At 67.7% G+C, this 18905-nt stretch carries 20 protein-coding genes; 6 read left to right on the top strand and 14 right to left on the bottom strand.

Features of this window, described 5'->3' with window-relative positions; all coding sequences use genetic code 11:
- Positions 1-76 precede the first annotated feature (76 nt).
- On the bottom strand, positions 77-1747 hold the full coding sequence (gene leuA, locus PVZ77_RS18175) for a 2-isopropylmalate synthase (RefSeq protein WP_273807932.1): 1671 nt from the start codon (positions 1745-1747) through the stop codon (positions 77-79).
- A 363-nt stretch (positions 1748-2110) separates the two neighbouring features.
- Here leuA and PVZ77_RS18170 point away from each other — a divergent pair, with 363 nt between their 5' ends.
- Complete coding sequence (locus tag PVZ77_RS18170) at positions 2111-2542, top strand: DUF4174 domain-containing protein (protein ID WP_273807929.1); 432 nt, start codon at positions 2111-2113, stop codon at positions 2540-2542.
- A 536-nt stretch (positions 2543-3078) separates the two neighbouring features.
- On the opposite strand, the gene PVZ77_RS18165 is transcribed toward PVZ77_RS18170, so the two are convergent.
- Together PVZ77_RS18165 and PVZ77_RS18160 are read right to left on the bottom strand one after the other, a co-directional pair.
- A complete protein-coding gene (locus PVZ77_RS18165) occupies positions 3079-3747 on the bottom strand; it encodes a glutathione S-transferase family protein (RefSeq protein WP_273807928.1) in 669 nt (222 codons plus the stop codon).
- 27 nt (positions 3748-3774) lie between these two features.
- Positions 3775-5055: a mechanosensitive ion channel family protein gene (locus PVZ77_RS18160; RefSeq protein ID WP_273807927.1), complete on the bottom strand. Its 1281-nt coding sequence runs from the start codon at positions 5053-5055 to the stop codon at positions 3775-3777.
- 112 nt (positions 5056-5167) lie between these two features.
- On the opposite strand from PVZ77_RS18160, the gene PVZ77_RS18155 reads away from it, so the two are divergent.
- Together PVZ77_RS18155 and PVZ77_RS18150 are read left to right on the top strand one after the other, a co-directional pair.
- On the top strand, positions 5168-5557 hold the full coding sequence (locus tag PVZ77_RS18155) for a DUF6491 family protein (RefSeq protein ID WP_273807926.1): 390 nt from the start codon (positions 5168-5170) through the stop codon (positions 5555-5557).
- Positions 5558-5564: 7 nt separating this feature from the next.
- Positions 5565-6119 (top strand): DUF488 domain-containing protein, encoded by a 555-nt coding sequence (locus PVZ77_RS18150; RefSeq protein ID WP_273807925.1) that lies wholly within the window; start codon positions 5565-5567, stop codon positions 6117-6119.
- Positions 6120-6123: 4 nt separating this feature from the next.
- On the opposite strand, the gene PVZ77_RS18145 is transcribed toward PVZ77_RS18150, so the two are convergent.
- From PVZ77_RS18145 to PVZ77_RS18135, 3 genes are all read right to left on the bottom strand, one after another.
- Positions 6124-6330, bottom strand: a complete 207-nt coding sequence (locus PVZ77_RS18145; RefSeq protein WP_160923296.1) for a hypothetical protein — start codon at positions 6328-6330, stop codon at positions 6124-6126.
- Positions 6331-6428: 98 nt separating this feature from the next.
- Positions 6429-7250 carry a M23 family metallopeptidase gene (locus PVZ77_RS18140; protein WP_273807924.1) on the bottom strand — a complete coding sequence of 274 codons (822 nt, stop codon included), beginning with the start codon at positions 7248-7250 and terminating at the stop codon, positions 6429-6431.
- 75 nt (positions 7251-7325) lie between these two features.
- Entirely contained in the window at positions 7326-8432 is a 1107-nt protein-coding gene (locus tag PVZ77_RS18135) for an L-dopachrome tautomerase-related protein (RefSeq protein ID WP_273807923.1), read from the bottom strand.
- 159 nt (positions 8433-8591) lie between these two features.
- On the opposite strand from PVZ77_RS18135, the gene PVZ77_RS18130 reads away from it, so the two are divergent.
- Complete coding sequence (locus tag PVZ77_RS18130) at positions 8592-8771, top strand: hypothetical protein (RefSeq protein ID WP_273807922.1); 180 nt, start codon at positions 8592-8594, stop codon at positions 8769-8771.
- A gap of 11 nt (positions 8772-8782) precedes the next feature.
- Here the strand turns inward: PVZ77_RS18130 and PVZ77_RS18125 are convergent, their stop codons facing one another.
- Both PVZ77_RS18125 and xseA read right to left on the bottom strand, forming a co-directional pair.
- Entirely contained in the window at positions 8783-9820 is a 1038-nt protein-coding gene (locus PVZ77_RS18125) for a purine-nucleoside phosphorylase (protein WP_273807921.1), read from the bottom strand.
- A gap of 73 nt (positions 9821-9893) precedes the next feature.
- Entirely contained in the window at positions 9894-11273 is a 1380-nt protein-coding gene (gene xseA / locus PVZ77_RS18120; RefSeq protein ID WP_273807920.1) for an exodeoxyribonuclease VII large subunit, read from the bottom strand.
- Between the two features lie 102 nt (positions 11274-11375).
- Between xseA and PVZ77_RS18115 the strand changes: the two genes are divergently transcribed.
- A complete protein-coding gene (locus PVZ77_RS18115; RefSeq protein ID WP_273807919.1) occupies positions 11376-11927 on the top strand; it encodes a sugar ABC transporter ATPase in 552 nt (183 codons plus the stop codon).
- Positions 11928-12231: 304 nt separating this feature from the next.
- On the opposite strand, the gene otnI is transcribed toward PVZ77_RS18115, so the two are convergent.
- From otnI to PVZ77_RS18085, 6 genes are all read right to left on the bottom strand, one after another.
- Positions 12232-13011, bottom strand: coding sequence for a 2-oxo-tetronate isomerase (gene otnI, locus PVZ77_RS18110; protein WP_273807918.1), 780 nt, complete (start codon positions 13009-13011; stop codon positions 12232-12234).
- A 15-nt stretch (positions 13012-13026) separates the two neighbouring features.
- Positions 13027-14487, bottom strand: coding sequence for a GntT/GntP/DsdX family permease (locus PVZ77_RS18105; RefSeq protein ID WP_273807917.1), 1461 nt, complete (start codon positions 14485-14487; stop codon positions 13027-13029).
- A gap of 139 nt (positions 14488-14626) precedes the next feature.
- Positions 14627-15265 (bottom strand): 3-oxo-tetronate 4-phosphate decarboxylase, encoded by a 639-nt coding sequence (gene otnC / locus PVZ77_RS18100; RefSeq protein ID WP_231354589.1) that lies wholly within the window; start codon positions 15263-15265, stop codon positions 14627-14629.
- Positions 15262-16554, bottom strand: a complete 1293-nt coding sequence (gene otnK / locus PVZ77_RS18095; RefSeq protein WP_273807916.1) for a 3-oxo-tetronate kinase — start codon at positions 16552-16554, stop codon at positions 15262-15264. The genes otnC and otnK overlap by 4 nt, the downstream gene beginning before the upstream one ends.
- A 5-nt stretch (positions 16555-16559) precedes the next feature.
- The gene (ltnD, locus tag PVZ77_RS18090) at positions 16560-17453 is read right to left on the bottom strand and encodes an L-threonate dehydrogenase (protein WP_273807915.1); all 894 of its coding nucleotides are present in this window, start codon (positions 17451-17453) and stop codon (positions 16560-16562) included.
- Positions 17454-17474: 21 nt separating this feature from the next.
- Positions 17475-18179 (bottom strand): FadR/GntR family transcriptional regulator, encoded by a 705-nt coding sequence (locus PVZ77_RS18085; RefSeq protein WP_007163085.1) that lies wholly within the window; start codon positions 18177-18179, stop codon positions 17475-17477.
- A 192-nt stretch (positions 18180-18371) separates the two neighbouring features.
- On the opposite strand from PVZ77_RS18085, the gene dksA reads away from it, so the two are divergent.
- On the top strand, positions 18372-18776 hold the full coding sequence (gene dksA, locus PVZ77_RS18080; protein WP_273807914.1) for an RNA polymerase-binding protein DksA: 405 nt from the start codon (positions 18372-18374) through the stop codon (positions 18774-18776).
- Positions 18777-18905 lie beyond the last annotated feature (129 nt).

Genomic DNA, 18905 nt, shown 5'->3' with positions numbered 1-18905 from the left:
GGCCAGTATCTAGGCAGAGGGGACATAAAAAAAGGGAACACCGACAGGTATTCCCTTAGTTTGACGAATGTCAGTCTCAGGCGGCCTTGGCCTGGGCCTGGGTGACCGCGCGGTTCAGGGCGCTGAGCAGGGCACGGAAGCTGGCCGTGGTAATGTTCTCGTCGATGCCGATGCCATGCAGCGGACGCTGGCCTTCCAGCCGGACCTCGATGTAGGAGGCGGCCTTGGCGTTGGCGCCGGCGCCGATGGAGTGCTCATGGTAGTCCATGATCTCCACCGCTTGGGGCAGGCTGGCGACCAGGGCTTCCAGCGGCCCCTTGGCGGTGCCGTGCCAGTGCTCGGTACGACCGTCGACGGCGACCTTGATGTCGACGGTGGAGGTGCCGTCCTCCTCGCGCAGCTTGTGGCTGACCAGGGCGTAGGGAGTCTTGGCCTGCAGGTATTCCTGTTCCAGCAGCGCATGGATCTGCGCCGCGCTCATCTCCAGGCCCAGGCGGTCGGTCTCGCGCTGTACCACCTGGCTGAACTCGATCTGCATGCGACGCGGCAGGCTGATGCCGTATTCCTGCTCCAGCAGGAAGGCGATGCCGCCCTTGCCCGACTGGCTGTTGACGCGGATGACCGCCTCGTAGTCGCGGCCGATGTCGGCCGGGTCGATGGGCAGGTAGGGGACTTCCCAGAGGGCGTCCGGCTTCTGCTGGGCGAAGCCCTTGCGGATGGCGTCCTGGTGGGAGCCGGAGAAGGCGGTATGGACCAGGTCGCCGACATAGGGATGACGCGGGTGCACCGGCAACTGGTTGCACTCCTCGACGGTCTTGCGCACGGCGTCGATGTCGGAGAAGTCCAGCTCGGGATCGACGCCCTGGGTGTAGAGGTTGAGCGCCAGGGTCACCAGGCAGACGTTGCCGGTGCGCTCGCCGTTGCCGAACAGGCAGCCTTCGACGCGATCGGCGCCGGCCATCACCGCCAGTTCCGAGGCGGCCACGCCGGTGCCGCGATCGTTATGGGTGTGGACGCTGATCAGCACGCTGTCGCGGCGGTCGATGTGGCGCCCGAACCATTCGATTTGGTCGGCGTAGTTGTTGGGCGTGGCGCACTCGATGGTGGCCGGCAGGTTGAGGATGAGCTTGTTGGCCGGGGTCGGTGCGAACACCGCGATCACCGCGTTGCACACCTCGACGGCGAAGTCGGTCTCGGTGGAGCTGAACACCTCGGGGGAATACTCGAAGCCCCACCGGGTCTCCGGCTGCTCGGCGGCCAGGCGCACAATGGTCTGGCCGGCGGCCACGGCGATGGCCTTGACGCCGGCCTTGTCCTGGCCGAAGACGATGCGGCGGAAGCTCGGCGCACAGGCGTTGTAGTAGTGGACGATGGCGCGCTTGGCGCCCTTGAGCGATTCGAAGGTGCGCTCGATGAGGTCGTCACGGGCCTGGGTCAGCACCTGGATGGTGACGTCGTCGGGGATATGACCGCCCTCGATCAGCTCGCGGACGAAGTCGAAGTCGGTCTGGGAGGCGGAGGGGAAGCCCACCTCGATCTCCTTCAGGCCCACGGCGACCAGGCACTTGAAGAAGGCCATCTTCTTCTCGGCGTCCATCGGCTCGATCAGCGACTGGTTGCCGTCGCGCAGGTCGGTGGACAGCCAGATCGGCGCCTTGTCGATGACCTTGTCCGGCCAGGTGCGGTCGGGCAGGGCGACGGGCGTGAAGGGACGGTACTTCTGCGAGGGATCTTTGAGCATGGTCATGGCGATTCTTTCCTTGGGCGGGGTCGGGACTTACGAAGCGAGCGCGGTCGAGCTTCGCAGTCGTGGACTGACCAGTCGCAGGCAGCGGTGCTGCCGGAGAAGGATGAGGGTATGGGCGTTGTGCATGGCGCTAACGTTAGTCCGCTCGGGGCAGGTCTCGCAATGTTCTTTTTGAAATTGGCAGAAATGTGTGCCTGGAAAGTTTTAGTGAGCATTTATTGCTCAATAGGGCTAGTTATTGGTGATTTCTAAATGAGTGGGCTGGTGTTTTTTATGTAACCCGAGATCGCTAGGGTGATCCCTGCCGCCAGGCCGGGGTCAATGCTGGACGATTCCCGGCAACCGAATGGAAGGAAGGCGTCCATGAAGACTCTGGCGTTGATAGGGCTGATGGCCACACTGGGCGGCGGCGTGACGGCGGCAGCCCAGGCTGCCGACAATCCTCTGGAGGCGGAACGCTGGAAGACGCGCCCGCTGGTCCTGGTCGCGCCGACGGCGAACGATCCCCAGGTGGCGAAGCTCCGCGAGGAGCTGGCGCAGCCGGCCAATCGCGAAGCCTTCGTCGAGCGCGAGATGGTGCTCTATACGGTGGTGGGGGAGGCGGGTAGTCGCAACGACGAGCCGCTGCGGCCGGAGCAGACCCGGGCGCTGCTCAAGGCGCTGGACGCCCGTACCGGCCAGCCGGCGACGCTCTATCTGGTGGGCAAGGATGGCGGCGTCAAGGTGCGGGAGCAGCAGGGATGGTCGCTCAAGGCGCTGTTCGGCACGGTCGACCGGATGCCGATGCGGCGGTAGGGCAGGACCTTCACCCCAGCCCTCTCCCCGGGGGAGAGGGGGTACTCCGAGACCAGCCGGACGCGTGTAGGGTGGACAACGGCGCAGCCTTGTCCCCGTGGGAGTGCCGAGCCACCGGAAACATTGCGGGCTTAGTGCCTGAGCTGATCGCGGCCATGGGCCGCTCCTACAGGCTCCGATGTGACCGTAGGAGCGGCCGCATCGGCGGACCGCCATGGCCGCGATAAGTAAGGTGGCGTGCCGTCAGTGGAAAGCGCTGGCGCGGTTTTCCACGCTACGGGGCTGGGGTTTTCCCTCACCCCAGCCCTCTCCCCGGGGGAGAGGGGGTTCTCCGAGGCCATCCGGACGCCGTGTAGGGTGGACAACGGCGCAGCCTTGTCCACGCGGGTAAGGTGCTGTGCCGTCAGTGGAAAACGCTGCGCGGTTTTCCACGCTACGGGCTGGGGTTTTCCCTCATTCCAGCCTTTCCAGGGGGAGAAAGGTACAGGCACGGTAGGTTGGTTTGAGCGTCTAGCGAAACCCAACAAGCCCAGCCCTCAGGCGTAGACGTAGGGCCCACCCTGCTCCAGCGCCCGTTGATAAGCCGGACGGGCATGGATGCGCTCGAGGAAGTCCACCAGCTTGGGACGCTTGCCGTTGTCCAGGCCGGCGCGGCTGGCGGCGGCTTCCAGGGGGAAGCTGAGCTGGATGTCGGCCGCGGTGAAGCGATCGCCGACGAACCAGCCGCTGGCGCCCAGCTGGCTTTCCAGGTAGTCCAGGTGCAGGTCGAGCTGGGGCTGGATGAAGCTCGCGGTGGCCTTGGCGGCGATGCCCTTGGCGATGGGCCTGGCGAAGAAGGGCATGGGCGAGGTGGCGATGCGGTCGAACACCAGCTTGAGCAGCAGCGGCGTCATGGCCGAGCCTTCGGCGTAGTGCAGCCAGTAGGTGTAGCGCACGAACTCGGGACTGTCCTGGGCGGGCAGCAGCTGCGGCCCGTAGCGCCGCGCCAGGTAGTCGACGATGGCGCCGGATTCGGCCAGGGTCAGGTCGCCGTCGACGATTACCGGCGACTTGCCCAGCGGATGCACCTTGCGCAACTCCGGCGGGGCGAACAGGCCGCCCGCCGCTCGCTCGTAGCGCTGTACCCGATACTCGATGCCCAGCTCTTCGAGCAGCCAGAGCACCCGCTGGGAGCGGGAGTTGTTCAGGTGGTGGACGACGATCATGGTCTTTCCTTAGGCCTGGGCGGGCGATCAGGGCGCCGGGGTGCCCGGTTCGCCGAGGGAGGTCATGGCCTCGGTCGGCTCCAGCCGCTTGCGGAAGTCGCGTCCGCTCGGGTGCTGGAACACATGGAGGCCGAATTCCGGGAGGATCGAGAGCAGGTGGTCGAAGATGTCCCCCTGGATGCTTTCATATTGCGCCCACACCGTGGTGTTGGTGAAGCAGTAGATCTCCACGGGCAGACCCTCGCCGGAGAGTGGCATCTGGCGGACCAGCAGGGTCATGCCCTGATGCACCCCGGGGTGCGCGCGCAGGTAGCGTTCCACATAGGCGCGGAAGGTCCCCAGGTTGGTGACCCGGCGGGTATTGACCGGTTCCTGGCCACGCTTTTCCAGCTTGCGATTCCAGTCCGCCAGTTCCTGCTCCTTGGCGGTGAGGTAGTCGTCCAGCAGGTTGAACCGATGCAGGTGCTCGCGCTCGGCGTCGCTAAGGAAGTGCACGCTGTTCTGGTCGATGTTGAGCGCCCGCTTGATGCGGCGGCCACCGGCTTCCTGCATGCCGCGGTAGTTGCGGAAGGAGTCGGTGATGAATCTCTTGGTCGGGATGGTGGTGATGGTCTTGTCGAAGTTCTGCACCTTGACCGTGTGCAGGGCGATGTCGATGACGTCGCCATCGGCGTTGAGCTGGGGCATCTCGATCCAGTCGCCGACGCGGATGATGTCGTTGCTGGAGATCTGCACGCTGGCCACCAGGGACAGCAGGGTGTCCTGGAAGATCAGCAGCAGTACCGCGGCCATGGCGCCGAGGCCGGAGAGCAGGATCAGCGGCGAACGGTCGATCAGGGTGGCGATCATCAGGATGACCGCGATGGCGTAGATGACGATCTTGCTGACCTGGACATAGCCCTTGATCGGCTTGAGCCGCGCCGACGGTCGCCGCGAATAGAGCACGTTGACCACGTTCAGGGCGCTGCCCAGGGCCAGGGCGATGGTCAGCACGATGAAAGCGCTGCAGACGTTCTGCACCACGGTGACCAGGGCCTCGGGACGCCCGGGCACCAGTTCGATGCCGATCGAGAGCACCAGGGCCGGGACGATGTTGGCCAGCCGACCGATGACGCGATGGTGGTTGAGTTCCTGATCCTGACCGAAGGAGGTGCTGCGCAGCAGGCGATAGAAGCCGCGCACCAGGATGCGCTTGACGATCCAGTTGAGAACCCAGGCTGCCAGCAGCAGGCCGAGGCAGGCGACCAGGGTGAGCAGTTGCGGATGTTTTTCCAGGTCGTCGATCAGGTTGGTCAGGGCCGTGGGCATAGGGGGTCTCTTGGCGGGATACTACGGGCGCCACGTTAGCAAAGCTGCGCCCCGCGTGCCGTATTCGTCGCCTCGGGTCGGTCCAAGGTTCAGCCCCTCCAGGAAAATTTCCATGCGCTTTTTCCCCGCCTTTCTCACCCTCGTCGCGGTCCTGCTGCTCGCCGGTTGCGCCGGGCGTCCCTTCGGACCGCCGACCCTGGATGATCGCCTGGCCGACCTCGGCTATCGGCAGGGCGCTGCCCTGGACACCATCCTGGGCTTCGATCTCTCCGGCTGGCACTACCTGGACACCCGGCACCTGGCGTTGGGCACTGGATTGGGCCGCGCCTACCTGGTGGACTTCGCGGTGCCCTGTCGCAACCTGGCTGCCGGCAATCGCCTCGGTTATCGCTCGCGGGCGGCTGGCCTGCGGCCGGGTGATTTCCTCGTTTCCACCGATGCCCGGGGCAACCGTATGGAATGCCCCATCGGCGGGCTGTATCGCCTCGATCCCTTGCGTTGAAATCCCCATGATCCTGACCCTCGGGCATTCCAATCACCCGCTGGCGCGCTATATCGAACTGCTGCAGGCGCAGGAGGTGACGGCCGTGGCCGATGTGCGCTCGCAGCCCTATAGCCGGCACGTACCCCAGTATCGCCGGGAGGCCTTGCGCGAAGCGCTGGCTGCGGCCGGGATCGCCTATGTATTCCTTGGCCAGGAGCTGGGCGCACGCAGCCCGGATCCGGCGCACTACCAGGATGGGCAGGTGCGCTACGACCGCCTGGCTGCCAGCGCGCTGTTCCAGCAGGGATTGCTGCGGCTGGAGCAGGGCCAGGCGCGCTGGCGGATCGCCCTGCTGTGCGCCGAACGCGATCCCCTGACCTGTCATCGTGGCCTGCTGGTGGCGCCCTGCCTGATACAGCGGGGCCTGGCGGTCGCCCATATCCACCCGGACGGTCGCCTGGAAAGCCAGGCCGAGCTGGAAGACCGGCTATTGGCCGCGAGCGATCTGGCGGACGGCGATCTGTTCAGTTCGCACGCGGAGCGGCTGGCGCGGGCCTATGCCCGCCACGGCTGGGGCTAGGTGCCTAGGGCTCCACTGGCTCGCGTTTCTTCCACCAGCCGGCGAACAGGCCGACCGGATAGATCGTCACCATGACGGCGAAGACCAGCCAGGTGCGCCAGGACCAGGCCGACAGCACGAAGCCCTGGGAGAAGCCCACCAGCAGGTAGCAGGCCGCGGTGACCAGCAGGATGCTGCCGAGGGCGCTGCCGAAGCGAGGTCTTGGGGTCATGGCGGCGGTTCCAGGTCGGGGCAAAGGAGGGCGTCCCTTTTAAGCCAGCGCCGGACGCCTGGCAATGCCCCCGACTGCAACCAATTGTTTGCTGCCGGTCAGGGCTTGAAGGCACCGATGAAGATGCTCGGATCCACGCGCACGTCGTTGAGGCTGACGTTCCAGTGCAGATGGGGGCCAGTAGCCCGCCCGGTGCTGCCGACGCGACCGACCACGCCGCCGCGAGGTACCTCCTGGCCGACCTGGACATCGATGCGCGAGAGGTGGCAGAACATGCTGATCAGGCCCTGGCCGTGATCGACGAACACCGTCTTGCCATTGAAGAAGTAGTCACCCACCAGCACAACCTTGCCAGCGGCCGGGGCCTTGACCGGGGTGCCGGCGGGCACGGCGAAGTCCAGGCCCGAATGTGGATTACGCTCCTGGCCGTTGAAGAAGCGGCGCAGGCCGAAGGGACTGGAGAGCGGACCGTCCACGGGCTTGTCCAGCAGCAGGTTGCTGGGCTGGTTGGGCGAGAACAGCCGGTAGGCGGCCTGCTGTTCGGCCAGTTCGCGCTCGAAGCGCTTCAGGTCCTCAGGATTGGGCGTGACCTGGCGCTGGTTCTTCAGGGTTATGCGCTGCTCGGCGTAGTGCCGGCTGCCGACCGTGAACGCCAGGGACGCGGCGCCGGCGACCTCCAATGGCTGGCGGCCAGTGGCCGTGCCCAGGGGGATGCCGACGATGGCTACCCAGCCATTGCCGTCCTTGACCACCAGCACCGGCTTGCCCTGGTAGCGCACCCGCGGCGCCGCGTCACCCGGAATGGGGACCACGGCGACGCCGCCCGGCACGGGTTTGTCCAGCAGGCGTTGCAGGTAGGTACCGGCGTGGGCGGGCAGGGCGAGGAACAGGCAGCAGAGCAGCGGCAGCAGGCGGGACATGGGAATTTCCAGCGACGAAAATACCCATGCTGGAGCAGGCAAGGGCCGCGGGCAAGGCGCCCGCGGCATTCTTCATCAGTTGGGGACGATCTTGTAGAGCACGGTTTCCAGCGCCGGCTTCTGCTTGGGATCGAAGAAGCTCATCTCGGGGATGCGCGAGTCCGTGACGTAGACGGTGCCATCCGGACCGCGGCCGAAGGTGTCCGGCCAGATCAGCTTCTTGTCCTGTACCAGGGTGGTGAGCTGACCGTTCTCGCGGATCTTTACCGCATGGTCTTCCACCGCGCTGACATAGAGGCGCCCTTGCGGGTCCATCAGCAGGCCATCGGCCGGACCGTTCTCGCCGACCTTTTCCACCTTGGCCGGCAGGCTGGCGAGTTCGTCGCCCTGCAGCGCCGCGGTAGGAATGCGGTAGAGGGTATTGCCCTTGACCGCCTGCCAGTAGAGGTAGTCGCCGGCCGGGGAGAGGGCGATGCCGTCGGCGGAAAATTCCACGCCACGGCCATCCGGACGCACCAGCGGCTCGCCATCGGCCTTGACCTTGACGCCCTTCTCGGCCTGGGTGCTCGGATCGCCATCCAGGGCGCGGCGGGCCTTGCCGCTCTCCAGATCCAGCACCACCAGGGCGCCGCGGGCACCGGAGTCGGTGATATAGGCATGGCGGCCATCCGGGCTGAATCTGACGTCGTTGAGGTAGCTGCCCTGGGGTGCCACGCTCTCGTCCAGGGCGTAGACCTTGCTCACCTGATTGCTGGCCAGGTCGATCTTGACCAGCTTGGGCGCGCCGGGCACCACCAGGGCCTGGGCCGGAGCGCCCGGGTCGATCACCCAGAGACTGCCGCGACCGTCGGCCACCACGGATTGCACGCAGACCCAGTGATTGCCCGGGGTCAGTTCGTCGCGCTTGGCATTGCGCCAGCCGTTCCAGGCCGGGTCCGGATAGGGCGCCAGGCTGCCGTCGGGCTTGAGTTCGGCGACCGATACCTCGCTGTCTTCGGTCCAGCGCGGGAAGTTGACGAAGATCCGTCCGCTCTCGCTGACGGTCACGCCGGTGACCTGGTGATCGAAGCTGGCGACCTTTTCCAGTTTGGCGCTGGATTCAGCGGCCAGGGCGACGGGTGCCAGGGGCAGGGCGGTCAGCAGGGTGGCCAGGGCGAGGCGGGAGAGGGCAGGTCTGGGCATGGCGGATTCCTGATAGGTGACCGGAGAAGCCGGTCCTGCAGTTACGACTGCGCCAGCCCCGTGGAAGATCGCCAGGGCCGACAGCCGGCCGGCCCTTGGCCTGCGCGGGAACGTCCGTGGAAATCCCGGGGTCCTCCTTCAAACCCCAAGGAGAAGACCATGCCTCGTCTGATCAACAGCAGCCTGGCGCTGCTGACCCTCGGCGCTCTGCTCGCCGGTTGCGACAAGTCACCGGAAATGCCGCCACCCCAGCGCAGCGAGGTGGTACAGAAGAGCGCACCGGGCAGCGATCCGGCCGCCCAGTCGCCCGAGCGGACCGTGGAGCAGCCCCACCGGTAGGGCTCGGAGTCTCAGCTCGCCGGCACGCCCTTTTCCCAGACGTCCCAGTGCTCGACGATCTCCTGCACCAGCGGATTGCCGGTGCGATAGAGATTTTCCAGCGCCGGGGCGAAGCCGCCCTGCTTGGCGTAGTCGAGCAGATTGGCCACCTCGGAGGCGCCCTTGGCCGGGCGGTCGAAGTCGGAGCCGGCGCGGACCACCGCCAGACGTTGCAGGTCGACCTTGCCCAGGCGGCTGGCGCGCAGCAGCGCTTCGTAGGTGGCGTTGTCTTCCTGCTGGGTGGTGCAGTAGCGGCCCTGGCCGTCGGTGACCAGGCGGGTCCATTCCTCGGCCCGTTCGGAGAGGCGGGTACCGGAATACCAGGTATCGCCGGCCAGGGTGTCGCAACGGGTCACCACCGGCGGCTGGTTGGCCGGGGCGTAATCGTAACGTTGGCGCCAGGCCTTGGATTCCGCGCTCTCGGTCAGCTCGGCCTGGCGCGACAGGGCATAGGCCTTGTCTCTCAGGCGCACATTGAGTTCGAAGACCTCGGTCTTGTAGTCCAGCGGCGGTTTCTCGCCAGGCCCACGGGTGTTGATCCCCAGGTAACCGGTGGGCCAGTCCTTGGGCACGTCACGGGGATCGAGCTCCCACTGGATGCCGAAGTCCACCAGATAGCGCGCCCAGGCGGTGGTGCCCAGGGTGCCTTCCTTGGGGCTGATCCCGGCGATGCCGGCGACCAGGAAATAGGTGTGTTTGAGGTCGAACCTGGGCGACAGGGTCAGCGCCAGGGTCGAGGCGGCGGCGTTGGCATGCCCCATTCCGGTGGTCATCAGGCACACCCGTGCCTCATTGCAGAGCACATCGGGATAGTCGGCGGAGAGTCCGTCGACGGCGACCTTGTGGCTGAGCTTGAGGCGATCGATCCAGGTCTGGGCCTCGGGGGCGAACATCGCCACGATCATGACCTTGGGCTGCAGCGGCGCGGCGGGCGGGGTCGCGGCCTGGGCCGCGCCGGCCAGCAGGGCGGTGGTGAGGGGGAACAGGGAAGCGCGCAGAAGGGAATGCATGAGGGGCCTCGGTAGGGGGAAATCCTGACCGAGGGTTCAAGATGCATGCCACCATCGGTCCGGGTTGGACCGATTAGTCCAACAGAGACAGAGTGATGGGTTCCTGGTGATTGTCCAGTACCCGGACCGCCAATTCGCCCTCGGCGAGCCGGGCGGTGAGCTTTTGCCCATTGGCGACCTCGGCGGCGGCACGCACGGCATGGCCCCGCTCGTCGAGCAGGATGCTGTAGCCGCGACCCAGGGTGGCCAGGGGGCTGACGATCTGCAGGGTCTGGACGGTACCGGCCAGGCGCTGCTGACGCTCCTTCAGCTGCCGCTGCATGACCCGTGGCAGGCGTTCGGCCAGCTGCTCCAGCCGTTGGTGCAGCAGGGCCAGCTGGCGCCCCGGATGTTGGCCGGCCAGCCGGGTGTCCAGGTGGGCCAGGCGATCGCGACGGCGATTCTGGGCGATGACATAGGCACGGCGCAGGCGCAGATCCAGGTCGTCCAGCCGTTGGGCCTGCTGGCGCAGGCGCTCGCCAGGATGCCGTAGGCGGCGGCTGCAGGCGTCCAGGCGCAACCGCTCGCGGGCCAGTCGTTCGCGCATGCGCAAGAGCAGCTGGCGATGCAGACCGTCGAGGCGCTGGCGCAGGTCGGCGCTATGGGGCGCGAGCAATTCCGCGGCCGCCGAAGGCGTCGGCGCGCGGACATCGGCGACGAAGTCGGCGATGGAGACATCGGTCTCGTGCCCCACGGCGCTCACCACCGGGGTCCGGCAGGCGGCCAGGGCACGGGCCACGGGTTCTTCGTTGAAGCACCAGAGGTCTTCCAGCGAGCCGCCGCCGCGCGCCAGGATCAGCGCATCGAAACCCTGGCGGTCGGCCAGTTGCAGGGCGCGGACGATCTGGGCGGTGGCCTCGCGGCCCTGCACCGCGGTGGGGATCAGCGTCAGTTCGACCTGGGGCGCCCGTCGCCTGAACACGCTGACGATGTCGCGGATCACCGCGCCGGTGGGCGAAGAGACGATGCCGATGCGTTGCGGATGGGCAGGCAGCGCGCGCTTGCGCTCGGCGGCGAACAGCCCTTCGGCGGCCAGGCGCTCCTTGAGCGCCTCGAAGGCCAGGCGCAGGGCGCCGTCGCCGGCGGGCTCGACGCTGTCGAGAATCAGCTGGTAGTCACCGCGGCCCTCGAACAGCGAGACCTTGCCGCGCACCTTGACCGCCAGGCCGTCACGCAGCGCCTGGCGCAACCGGCTGGCGTGCTGGCGGAACAGCGCGCAGCGCACCTGGGCCTGGCCGTCCTTCAACGTGAAATACAGGTGGCCCGAGGCGGGCTTGGCCAGGTTGGAGATCTCGCCCTCGACCCAGACCTGGGCGAAGACATCTTCCAGCAGCACCCGGGCGCGGCTGTTGAGCTGGCTGACGCTGAGCACCTCGCGGTCGAGACCGAGGCGGGCGAAGGGGTCCTTGAACATGGGGCGCTTTCTGTGGCTTTCGTCGGCCTCACCTTAGCAGCTCTGGGCGTGGGGCGAGCAGCACATTAAGCTGCGCGCCCCTTCCTTCGAGACCCGTGTTCCATGACCCTGCGCCAGACCATCCTCGCTCCCCGCATTTCCAGCCATCCGCGGGTGGAGCGCACCGCCGTGGAGATTCTCGGCTGGCTCGCCGCCAGTGGCGTGGTCAGGGCCGAGGCCTCGCCCTGCCTGCCCAGTCGCGGCCGGCGTGGCCATGCGCCGGGTCCGCGACTGACCGAGGTGCTGCGCCTGGCGCCAGGCATGGACGATCCGCGCGATTTCGCCGATGGCGGTCTGGAGATCGTTACCGAGCGCTGCATCTTCACCCCGTTGGAGGGCTTCGAAGGGCGCGCCCGCTGCCCCGCCTGCCGCCGCGAGATCGGCGAGGCGCTGTTCGAGCATCTGGAGGTGTGGATGCCGGCGGAAAGCGACAACTTCGCCTGCCCGGAATGCGCTCACGAAGACGACATCAACGGCTTCGACTTCCCCCAGCCCTGCGCCTTCTCCGACCTGGGCTTCATCTTCAACCACTGGCCGGCGCGGGCCTTCGCTCCGGCGTTCCTGGAGGAATTCCGGAGAAGGCTGGGGCAGCCGTTGGCGGTGGTGGAGGTGTAGGGGGGCGTTTTTAGCGCGCCCATGGCGGTCCGCGATAGATCCGTAGCGTGGAAAACCGCGCAGCGTTTTCCACTGGGCCTAGGTGCCTGACGGTGGACAAGGCTGCGCCGTTGTCCACCCTACAAGTCTGAGCGTAGGTTAAGTTGAGACGGCTCTTTCGTCGAAGCCCAGCAGGGGAGCGCGGCGGGGCGTGCGAGGTGTTGGGCTTCGCGTTGCTCAGCCCAACCTACAGGAGGGTAGGTTGGGCTGAGACGGCTCTATCGTCGAAGCCCAACAGGGGCGCAGGCAGCGTGGGGTATTGGGCTTAGGCCCTGAGCGTGCGCAACCATTCCAGCCCGGCCGAGGTGTCGCCCCGTGGACGGTATTCGCAGCCGATCCAGCCGTCGTAGCCGAGGGCGTCGAAGCGCTCGAACAGGTAGGGGTAGTGCAACTCCCCCAGGTCCGGTTCGTGGCGATCGGGCACCCCGGCGATCTGCACGTGGCCGATGCCGGCGAAGTCGCGCTCGAAGGTCTTGCTGACGTCGCCCTCGACGATCTGGCAGTGGTAGCAGTCGAACTGCACCTTGAGGTTGCTGGCACCTATGGCCTGGCGGATGGCCTGGGCGTCGTCCTGGCGATTGAGGAAGTAGCCGGGCATGTCGCGCTCGTTGATGGGCTCGACGAGGATCGTCACCCCGGCCTTGGCCGCCTGTTCGACGGCATGGGCCAGGTTGCCCAGGTAGGTGTCGCGGGCGCGGGCCCGGTCGACCCCGGCGGGCAGCAGGCCGGCCATCACATGCACCAGGCGATTGCCCAGCACGGCGGCGTAGTCCAGCGCGCGGTCGATGCCGGCGCGGCACTCGGCCTCGCGACCGGGCAGGGCGGCCAGGCCGCGTTCGCCGGCGGCCCAGTCACCGGGCGGGGCGTTGAACAGCACCTGGGTCAGGCCGGCGGCGTCCAGACGGGTCTTGATCTCGGCGGCGGTGTGCTCATAGGGAAAGAGGTATTCCACGGCCTGGAAGCCATCCGCGGCGGCGGCGGCGAAGCGGTCGAGGAAGGCATGCTCGGGGTAGAGCATGCTGAGGTTGGCGGCGAAACGGGGCATGGCTTGTCTCCCAGATCAGACGAAGGGCCAGAGCAGCAGGGTGATGGCGAAGCCCAGGCACCCTAGCAGGGTGGTCAGGACGGTCCAGGTACGCAAGCCGTCGGCGACGCTCAGGCCGACCAGCTTGGTGAAGATCCAGTAGCCGGCGTCGTTGATGTGCGACACGGCCAGACCACCGGCGCCCATGGCCAGGCAGAGCAGGGCCATGTGGTTGGCCGAGAGGTCGAGGGTGGCGATCAGCGGGCCGAGGATGCCGGCGGTGGTGACCAGGGCCACGGTGGTGGAGCCTTGTACCGCGCGCAGCAGCAGGGTCAGCACGAAGCCCAGCGCGAGCACCGGCAGGCCGGTGGCGCGCAACAGCTCCGAGACCACCGCGCCGATGCCGGTGTCCACCAGCACCTTGCCAAAGACGCCGCCGGCACCGGCGATGAGGATGACCATGGCCACGCCGGGCAGCGCCGAGCCGATGACGTCCGAGACCTGCTCGCGCGACCAGCCGCGGCGGAAGCCCAGCACATAGGCGCACAGCAGGGTGTCGATCAGCAGCGCCACCAGGGGCGCGCCGACCACGGTGAAGATGTCGCGCAGCAGGTTGCCGGCCGGTAGCCAGCTGGTGGCCAGGGTGCCCAGCAGGATCAGCACGATGGGCAGCAGGATCAGGGTCACCACCAGGCCGAAGCCGGGGGCCGGGGCGGGCGGCAGACCGGCGGCGAGGCCGGCCGGGGTCTCGTCGACCTTGACCGCGGCGGCGCCGAGGCTGGGCAGGCCGGGGGCCATGTCCTGGCCGCGGCCCCACTGCTGCAGGTGGGTGTCGGTGATCTGCGGACCATAGACGTCGCTGCGGATGTCGTCGGTCATGGGGTAGTGACGACGGGTCATGCGCCCGGCCACCCACCAGCCGATCAGGGCCAGCACGGCGGTGATCGGCAGGCCGAACAGCAGCACCCGACCCAGGTCGGCGCCCAGCTGGCCGGCGGCGGCCACGGCGCCCGGGTGGGGCGGCAGCATGGCATGCACGGTGAGCATGGTGGCGCACATCGGCAGGGCGAAGACGATCAGCGGCTTGCGCGCGGTGCGGGCGATGCCATAGGCCAGCGGCATCAGCACGATCACGCCGACCTCGAAGAACACCGGGATGCCGACCAGGAAGCCGGCCAGGGTCAGGGCCAGCGGCGTGCGTCTGTTGCCGAAGCGCTCGATCAGCGTCTTGGCCAGGGCCTCGGCGCCGCCGGAGAGCTCGATGATGCGGCCGATCATGGCGCCCAGGGCGATGATGATGGCGATGTGGCCGAGGATCTTGCCCATGCCGCCTTCGATGGTGGCGACCAGCTTGGACGGTTCGACGCCAGCGGCCAGGGCCACCAGGATGCTCACCAGCATCAGCGCCACGAAGGGCTGGAATTTGTACTTGAGAACCAGGAACAGCAGCAGGGCGATGCCCGCTGCGGCGATGAGGACCAGCAGCAACGGACTCATGAGCGGGACTCCGGGCAGGTGAGGCTGACGACGTGGGACATGGCACTTTCCTCGCTATTGTTGTTTTTCCAGGGCAAGCCGATCCCGCGATGGCCGGCGAGGGCCATCGTGGGGGTGTTGCGGTAGCGCGGGCTTCAGGTCACCAGACGGCGCCGAAGGTCTCCGCCAGTTCGGCCAGGGCGGCGGCATCGAGCGGCGCCGGGCGCGGCTCGCTGAGCAGCCACAGCCGCGCGGTTTCTTCCAGCTCCTCCAGGGCGAAGCTGGCCTTGCTCACGCTGCTTTCCCAGACCACCGGGCCGAGGCGTTCGAGCATCACGCCGCGGACCCGGTTGGCCAGTTGCGCCACCTGCTCGGCGACGCTGGCGGCGCCGGGGCGGGCATAGGGAATCAGCGGGATATGGCCGACCTTCATCACCTGGTAGGGGGTGATGGGGGGCAGGATGTCGTCCGGGCGCCAGACGCCGGCCAGGGTCAGGGCCACCAGGTGGGTGGAGTGGGTGTGCACCACGCCGCCGACGCCGGGATTGCGGTCGTAGACCTGGCGATGCAGGGCCAGGGTCTTGGATGGCTTGTCGCCGGAGACCCAGTCGCCATCCAGGCCAACCTTGGCGATGGCCGCCGGATCCAGGCGACCGAGGCAGGCGTCGGTGGGGGTGATCAGCCAGCCGTCTTCCAGGCGGGCGCTGATGTTGCCGGCGCTGCCCACGGTGTAGCCGCGGGCATAGAGGCTGGCGCCGACGGTGCAGATCTCTTCGCGCAGGCGGGCTTCGGCGCTCATGGCTGTTCTCCCGCCAGCTGGCGCAGGGCCTTGGCGAAGAAGTCGCGGCTGCCGAAGTTGCCGGACTTGAGCGCCAGGGCCAGGGGTTCGCCCTGCACCTGGCCGAGGGTGGCCGGCACGCCCGGATCGATCTGGGCGCCGATGCGCAGGGCCTGTACACCCAGCGCCTGGACCACGGCGCCGGAGGTTTCGCCACCGGCCACCACCAGACGGCGTACGCCGCTGTCGAACAGGCCGCGGGCGATCAGGCCGAGGGCGCGTTCCACCAGTTCACCGGCGCGCGCCACGCCCAGCTCGCGCTGGATGGCCTTGACCTCGTCGGTGGGACTGGTGGCATAGATGAGCACGGCCTGGCCCTGGTCACGCGCCCAGGCGAGGGCGGCGTCGATACTGTCGTCACCCTGGGCCAGGGCCAGCGGGTCCAGGCGCAGGGCCGGGCGACCGGCTTCCAGCCAGGCGGCGACCTGGCCATTGGTGGCCTGGGAAGCGCTGCCGGCCAGCACGGCTTCGCCACCGGCGGGCAGCGCCAGGGCGGCGGCGTCATGGGCCTGGAGCAGGCCGGCGCGGCGGAAATTCTCCGGCAGGCCCTGGGCAATGCCTGAACCACCGGTGACCAGGGGCAGCTCGGCACAGGCCGTGCCCAGGGTGTGCAGATCGGCGTCGGACAGGGCATCGGCGATGGCCAGGCGATGACCCGAAGTCCGCAATTCGGCGAGGGCCGCGCGCACGGCCTCGGGGCCCTTGGCGACCTGGTCGTAGCGCAGCAGCCCTACCTTGCCGCCGCTCTGGGCCTGCAGCACCCGCACCAGGTTGGCGTCGCCCATGGGCGTCAGCGGGTGGTGCTGCATGCCGGACTCGCTGAGCAGCTGGTCCTGCACGAACAGGTGGCCGCGGAACAGGGTGCGCCCGGTTTCCGGGAAGGCCGGGCAGGCCAGGGTGAAGTCGCAGTCCAGTGCCTCCTGCAAGGCCTCGGCTACCGGGCCGATGTTGCCTGCGGCAGTGGAATCGAAGGTCGAGCAGTACTTGAAGAAGAATTGCCGGCAGCCGCGCTGGCGCAGCCAGGCGAGGGCGGCCAGGGATTCGCTCACCGCCTCGGCGGCCGGCGTGGTGCGGGATTTCAGCGCCACTACCACGGCGTCGGCCGCTTCGAGTTCGGCGTCGGCCGCGGGCACGCCGATCACCTGCACGGTGCGCATGCCGCCACGCACCAGCATGTTGGCGAGATCGGTGGCGCCGGTGAAGTCGTCGGCGATGCAGCCCAGCAGCGGGCGTGTCTCGGTCTGGCTCATGGGTTTCACTCCGCGGCCTTGGGCAGCTCGATGCCCGGGAAGATCTTGATCACCGCCGAGTCGTCTTCACGACCATGGCCGGCGGTGGACGCCTGCATGAACATCTGGTGGGCGGTGGCCGACAGCGGCAGCGGGAATTTCGAGGTGCGCGCGGTATCCAGCACTAGGCCCAGGTCCTTGACGAAGATGTCCACGGCGGACAGCGGGGTGTAGTCGGCCTTGAGGATGTGCGGCACGCGATTCTCGAACATCCAGGAATTGCCGGCGCTGTGGGTGATGACCTCGTAGAGGGCGTCCGGATCGACGCCTTCGCGCAGGCCCAGGGCCATGGCCTCGGCGGAGGCGGCGATGTGCACCCCGGCCAACAGCTGGTTGATGATCTTGACCTTGGAGCCCTGGCCGGGCGCATCGCCTAGGCGATAGACCTTGCCGGCCATGGCGGCCAGGACTGCCTCGCCCTTGGCGTAGGCTTCCGCGGTGCCGGAGGTCATCATGGTCATCTCGCCGCTGGCGGCCTTGGCGGCGCCCCCGGAGAGCGGGGCGTCCAGCAGCAGGATGCCGCGCTCGGCCAGGCGCTCGCCCAGCTCGACGGCATAGGCCGGCGCCACCGTGGCGCAGGCGATCACCAGGCTGCCCGGCCGCAGGGCAGAGGCGGCGCCGCCTTCACCGAACAGTACGGCTTCGGTCTGCTCGGCGTTGACCACCACGGTGATGAGGATGTCGCAGCTGTTGGCCAGGGCCGCGGGCGAGGTGCAGGCCACGCCGCCTTCGCTGGCGAAGCTTTCCAGCACGCTGGCGCGCACGTCGCAGGCATGCACGGCGAAGCCGGCACGCAGCAGCGAACGGGCGACGCCCAGACCCATGGCCCCGAGGCCGATGACACCGACGTTGTCTTGCATCTTGTTGTTCTCCAGAAAAGGTCAGGCGAAGCCGGCCTGCCGCAGGCGGCGGGCGGCGTTGTAGATGTGCTGGCGGGCGGCGTTGGCGGCGGCCAGGGGATCGCCGAGGCGGATGGCGGCGACGATGGCCTGGTGTTCTTCATGTACCTGGCGGGAAAAATCCTCGCGCCGCGCCTCGTTGGTGCGGGTGATGCGCGTGGCTGTCTCCAGGTACTGGCTGACGAATTCCAGGGTCCTGATGAAGTAGGGATTGCCGGTGGCCTGGGCGATGGTGCGATGGAAGGCCACGTCGGCCCGTACCCCGTCATGGCCGTCGGCGACCTCTTCGTCGATGGCGGCCAGGGCCTCGTCGATGGCGACCAGATCGGTCTCGCTGCGGTTGATGGCGGCTTCGGAGGCGATCTCGGCCTCGATGGCGCGACGCAGGTCCAGCAGGTGGAAGACGCTGCCGGGCAGACTGGCTTCGTCGGCGTCGATGCGCAGCGGGCGGATGCTGGCGTGGGCCGTGACGAAGATGCCGCGACCCTGCTGGGGCTGCAGCACGCCTTCGTTCTTCAGCCGCGAGATGGCCTCGCGCACCACGGTGCGGCTGACACCGAAGGCTTCGGACAGCAGGGCTTCGCTGGGGATCTTGCTGCCGGGGGCGAAGACGCCGGCTTCGATCTTGTCCAGCAGCTGCTGGGCGACGTTGTCGCTCAGCACATTGGCGGGAACCTTGGCGAACATGGAGACCTGCTTATGTGGTTGTAAGGTTGTCATACAGGTTGTGGAGCTACTTTCGCACAGGCTTTTGCCTTTGTGTAGTGGTTTTGGCTGAGGCACTACCGACTTTTTGTGATGGATTCTACGGCTGGCAGATGCAGGCTAGAGCCACTATGGAGAGTTATAATGTAACATTTGCGGATGGAGGGCTCCCTTATGACCCCTGAAGAACTCGCGGCACAACCTGCCACGGACTACATGAACGAGGTCCAGCGGGAATTCTTTCGTCGACTGCTGCTCACCCAGCGCGGCGACCTGCAACGGCTGATCGACGAGCAGGTGGAAGACCTGCGCGGCCTGGACACCCACGGCGACCCGGCCGATGTCGGTAATGCCGAGCGGGAACGCCAGTGGCAGCTGCGCCAGCTGGAACGGGAAAAGAAGCTGCTGGACAAGATCGACGAGGCCCTGGAGCGCCTGGCCCGCGACGACTACGGCTGGTGCCAGGAGACCGGCGAACCCATCGGCCTTGCCCGCCTGCTGTTGCGGCCTACCGCGACCCTCAGCGTGGAAGCCAAGGAGCGCCAGGAGCAGCGCGAGCGGCATCTGCAGTCGGCGTGAGCGGCGGTAGCCGCGCTTTCCCTCACCCCAGCCCTCTCCCTGAGGAAGAGGGGGCAAAGCGCACCCGTAGGTTGGGTTGAGACAGCTCCATCGTCGAAGCCCTACAGAGCCCGGCGGCGTCGGGCTTCG

Source organism: Pseudomonas sp. SHLD1 (assembly GCF_028640935.1).
GTDB lineage: Bacteria > Pseudomonadota > Gammaproteobacteria > Pseudomonadales > Pseudomonadaceae > Chryseomonas > Chryseomonas aestiva.
The sequence above is the reverse complement of the archived record's forward strand: the minus strand, read 5'-3'. Positions and strand labels throughout refer to the sequence as shown.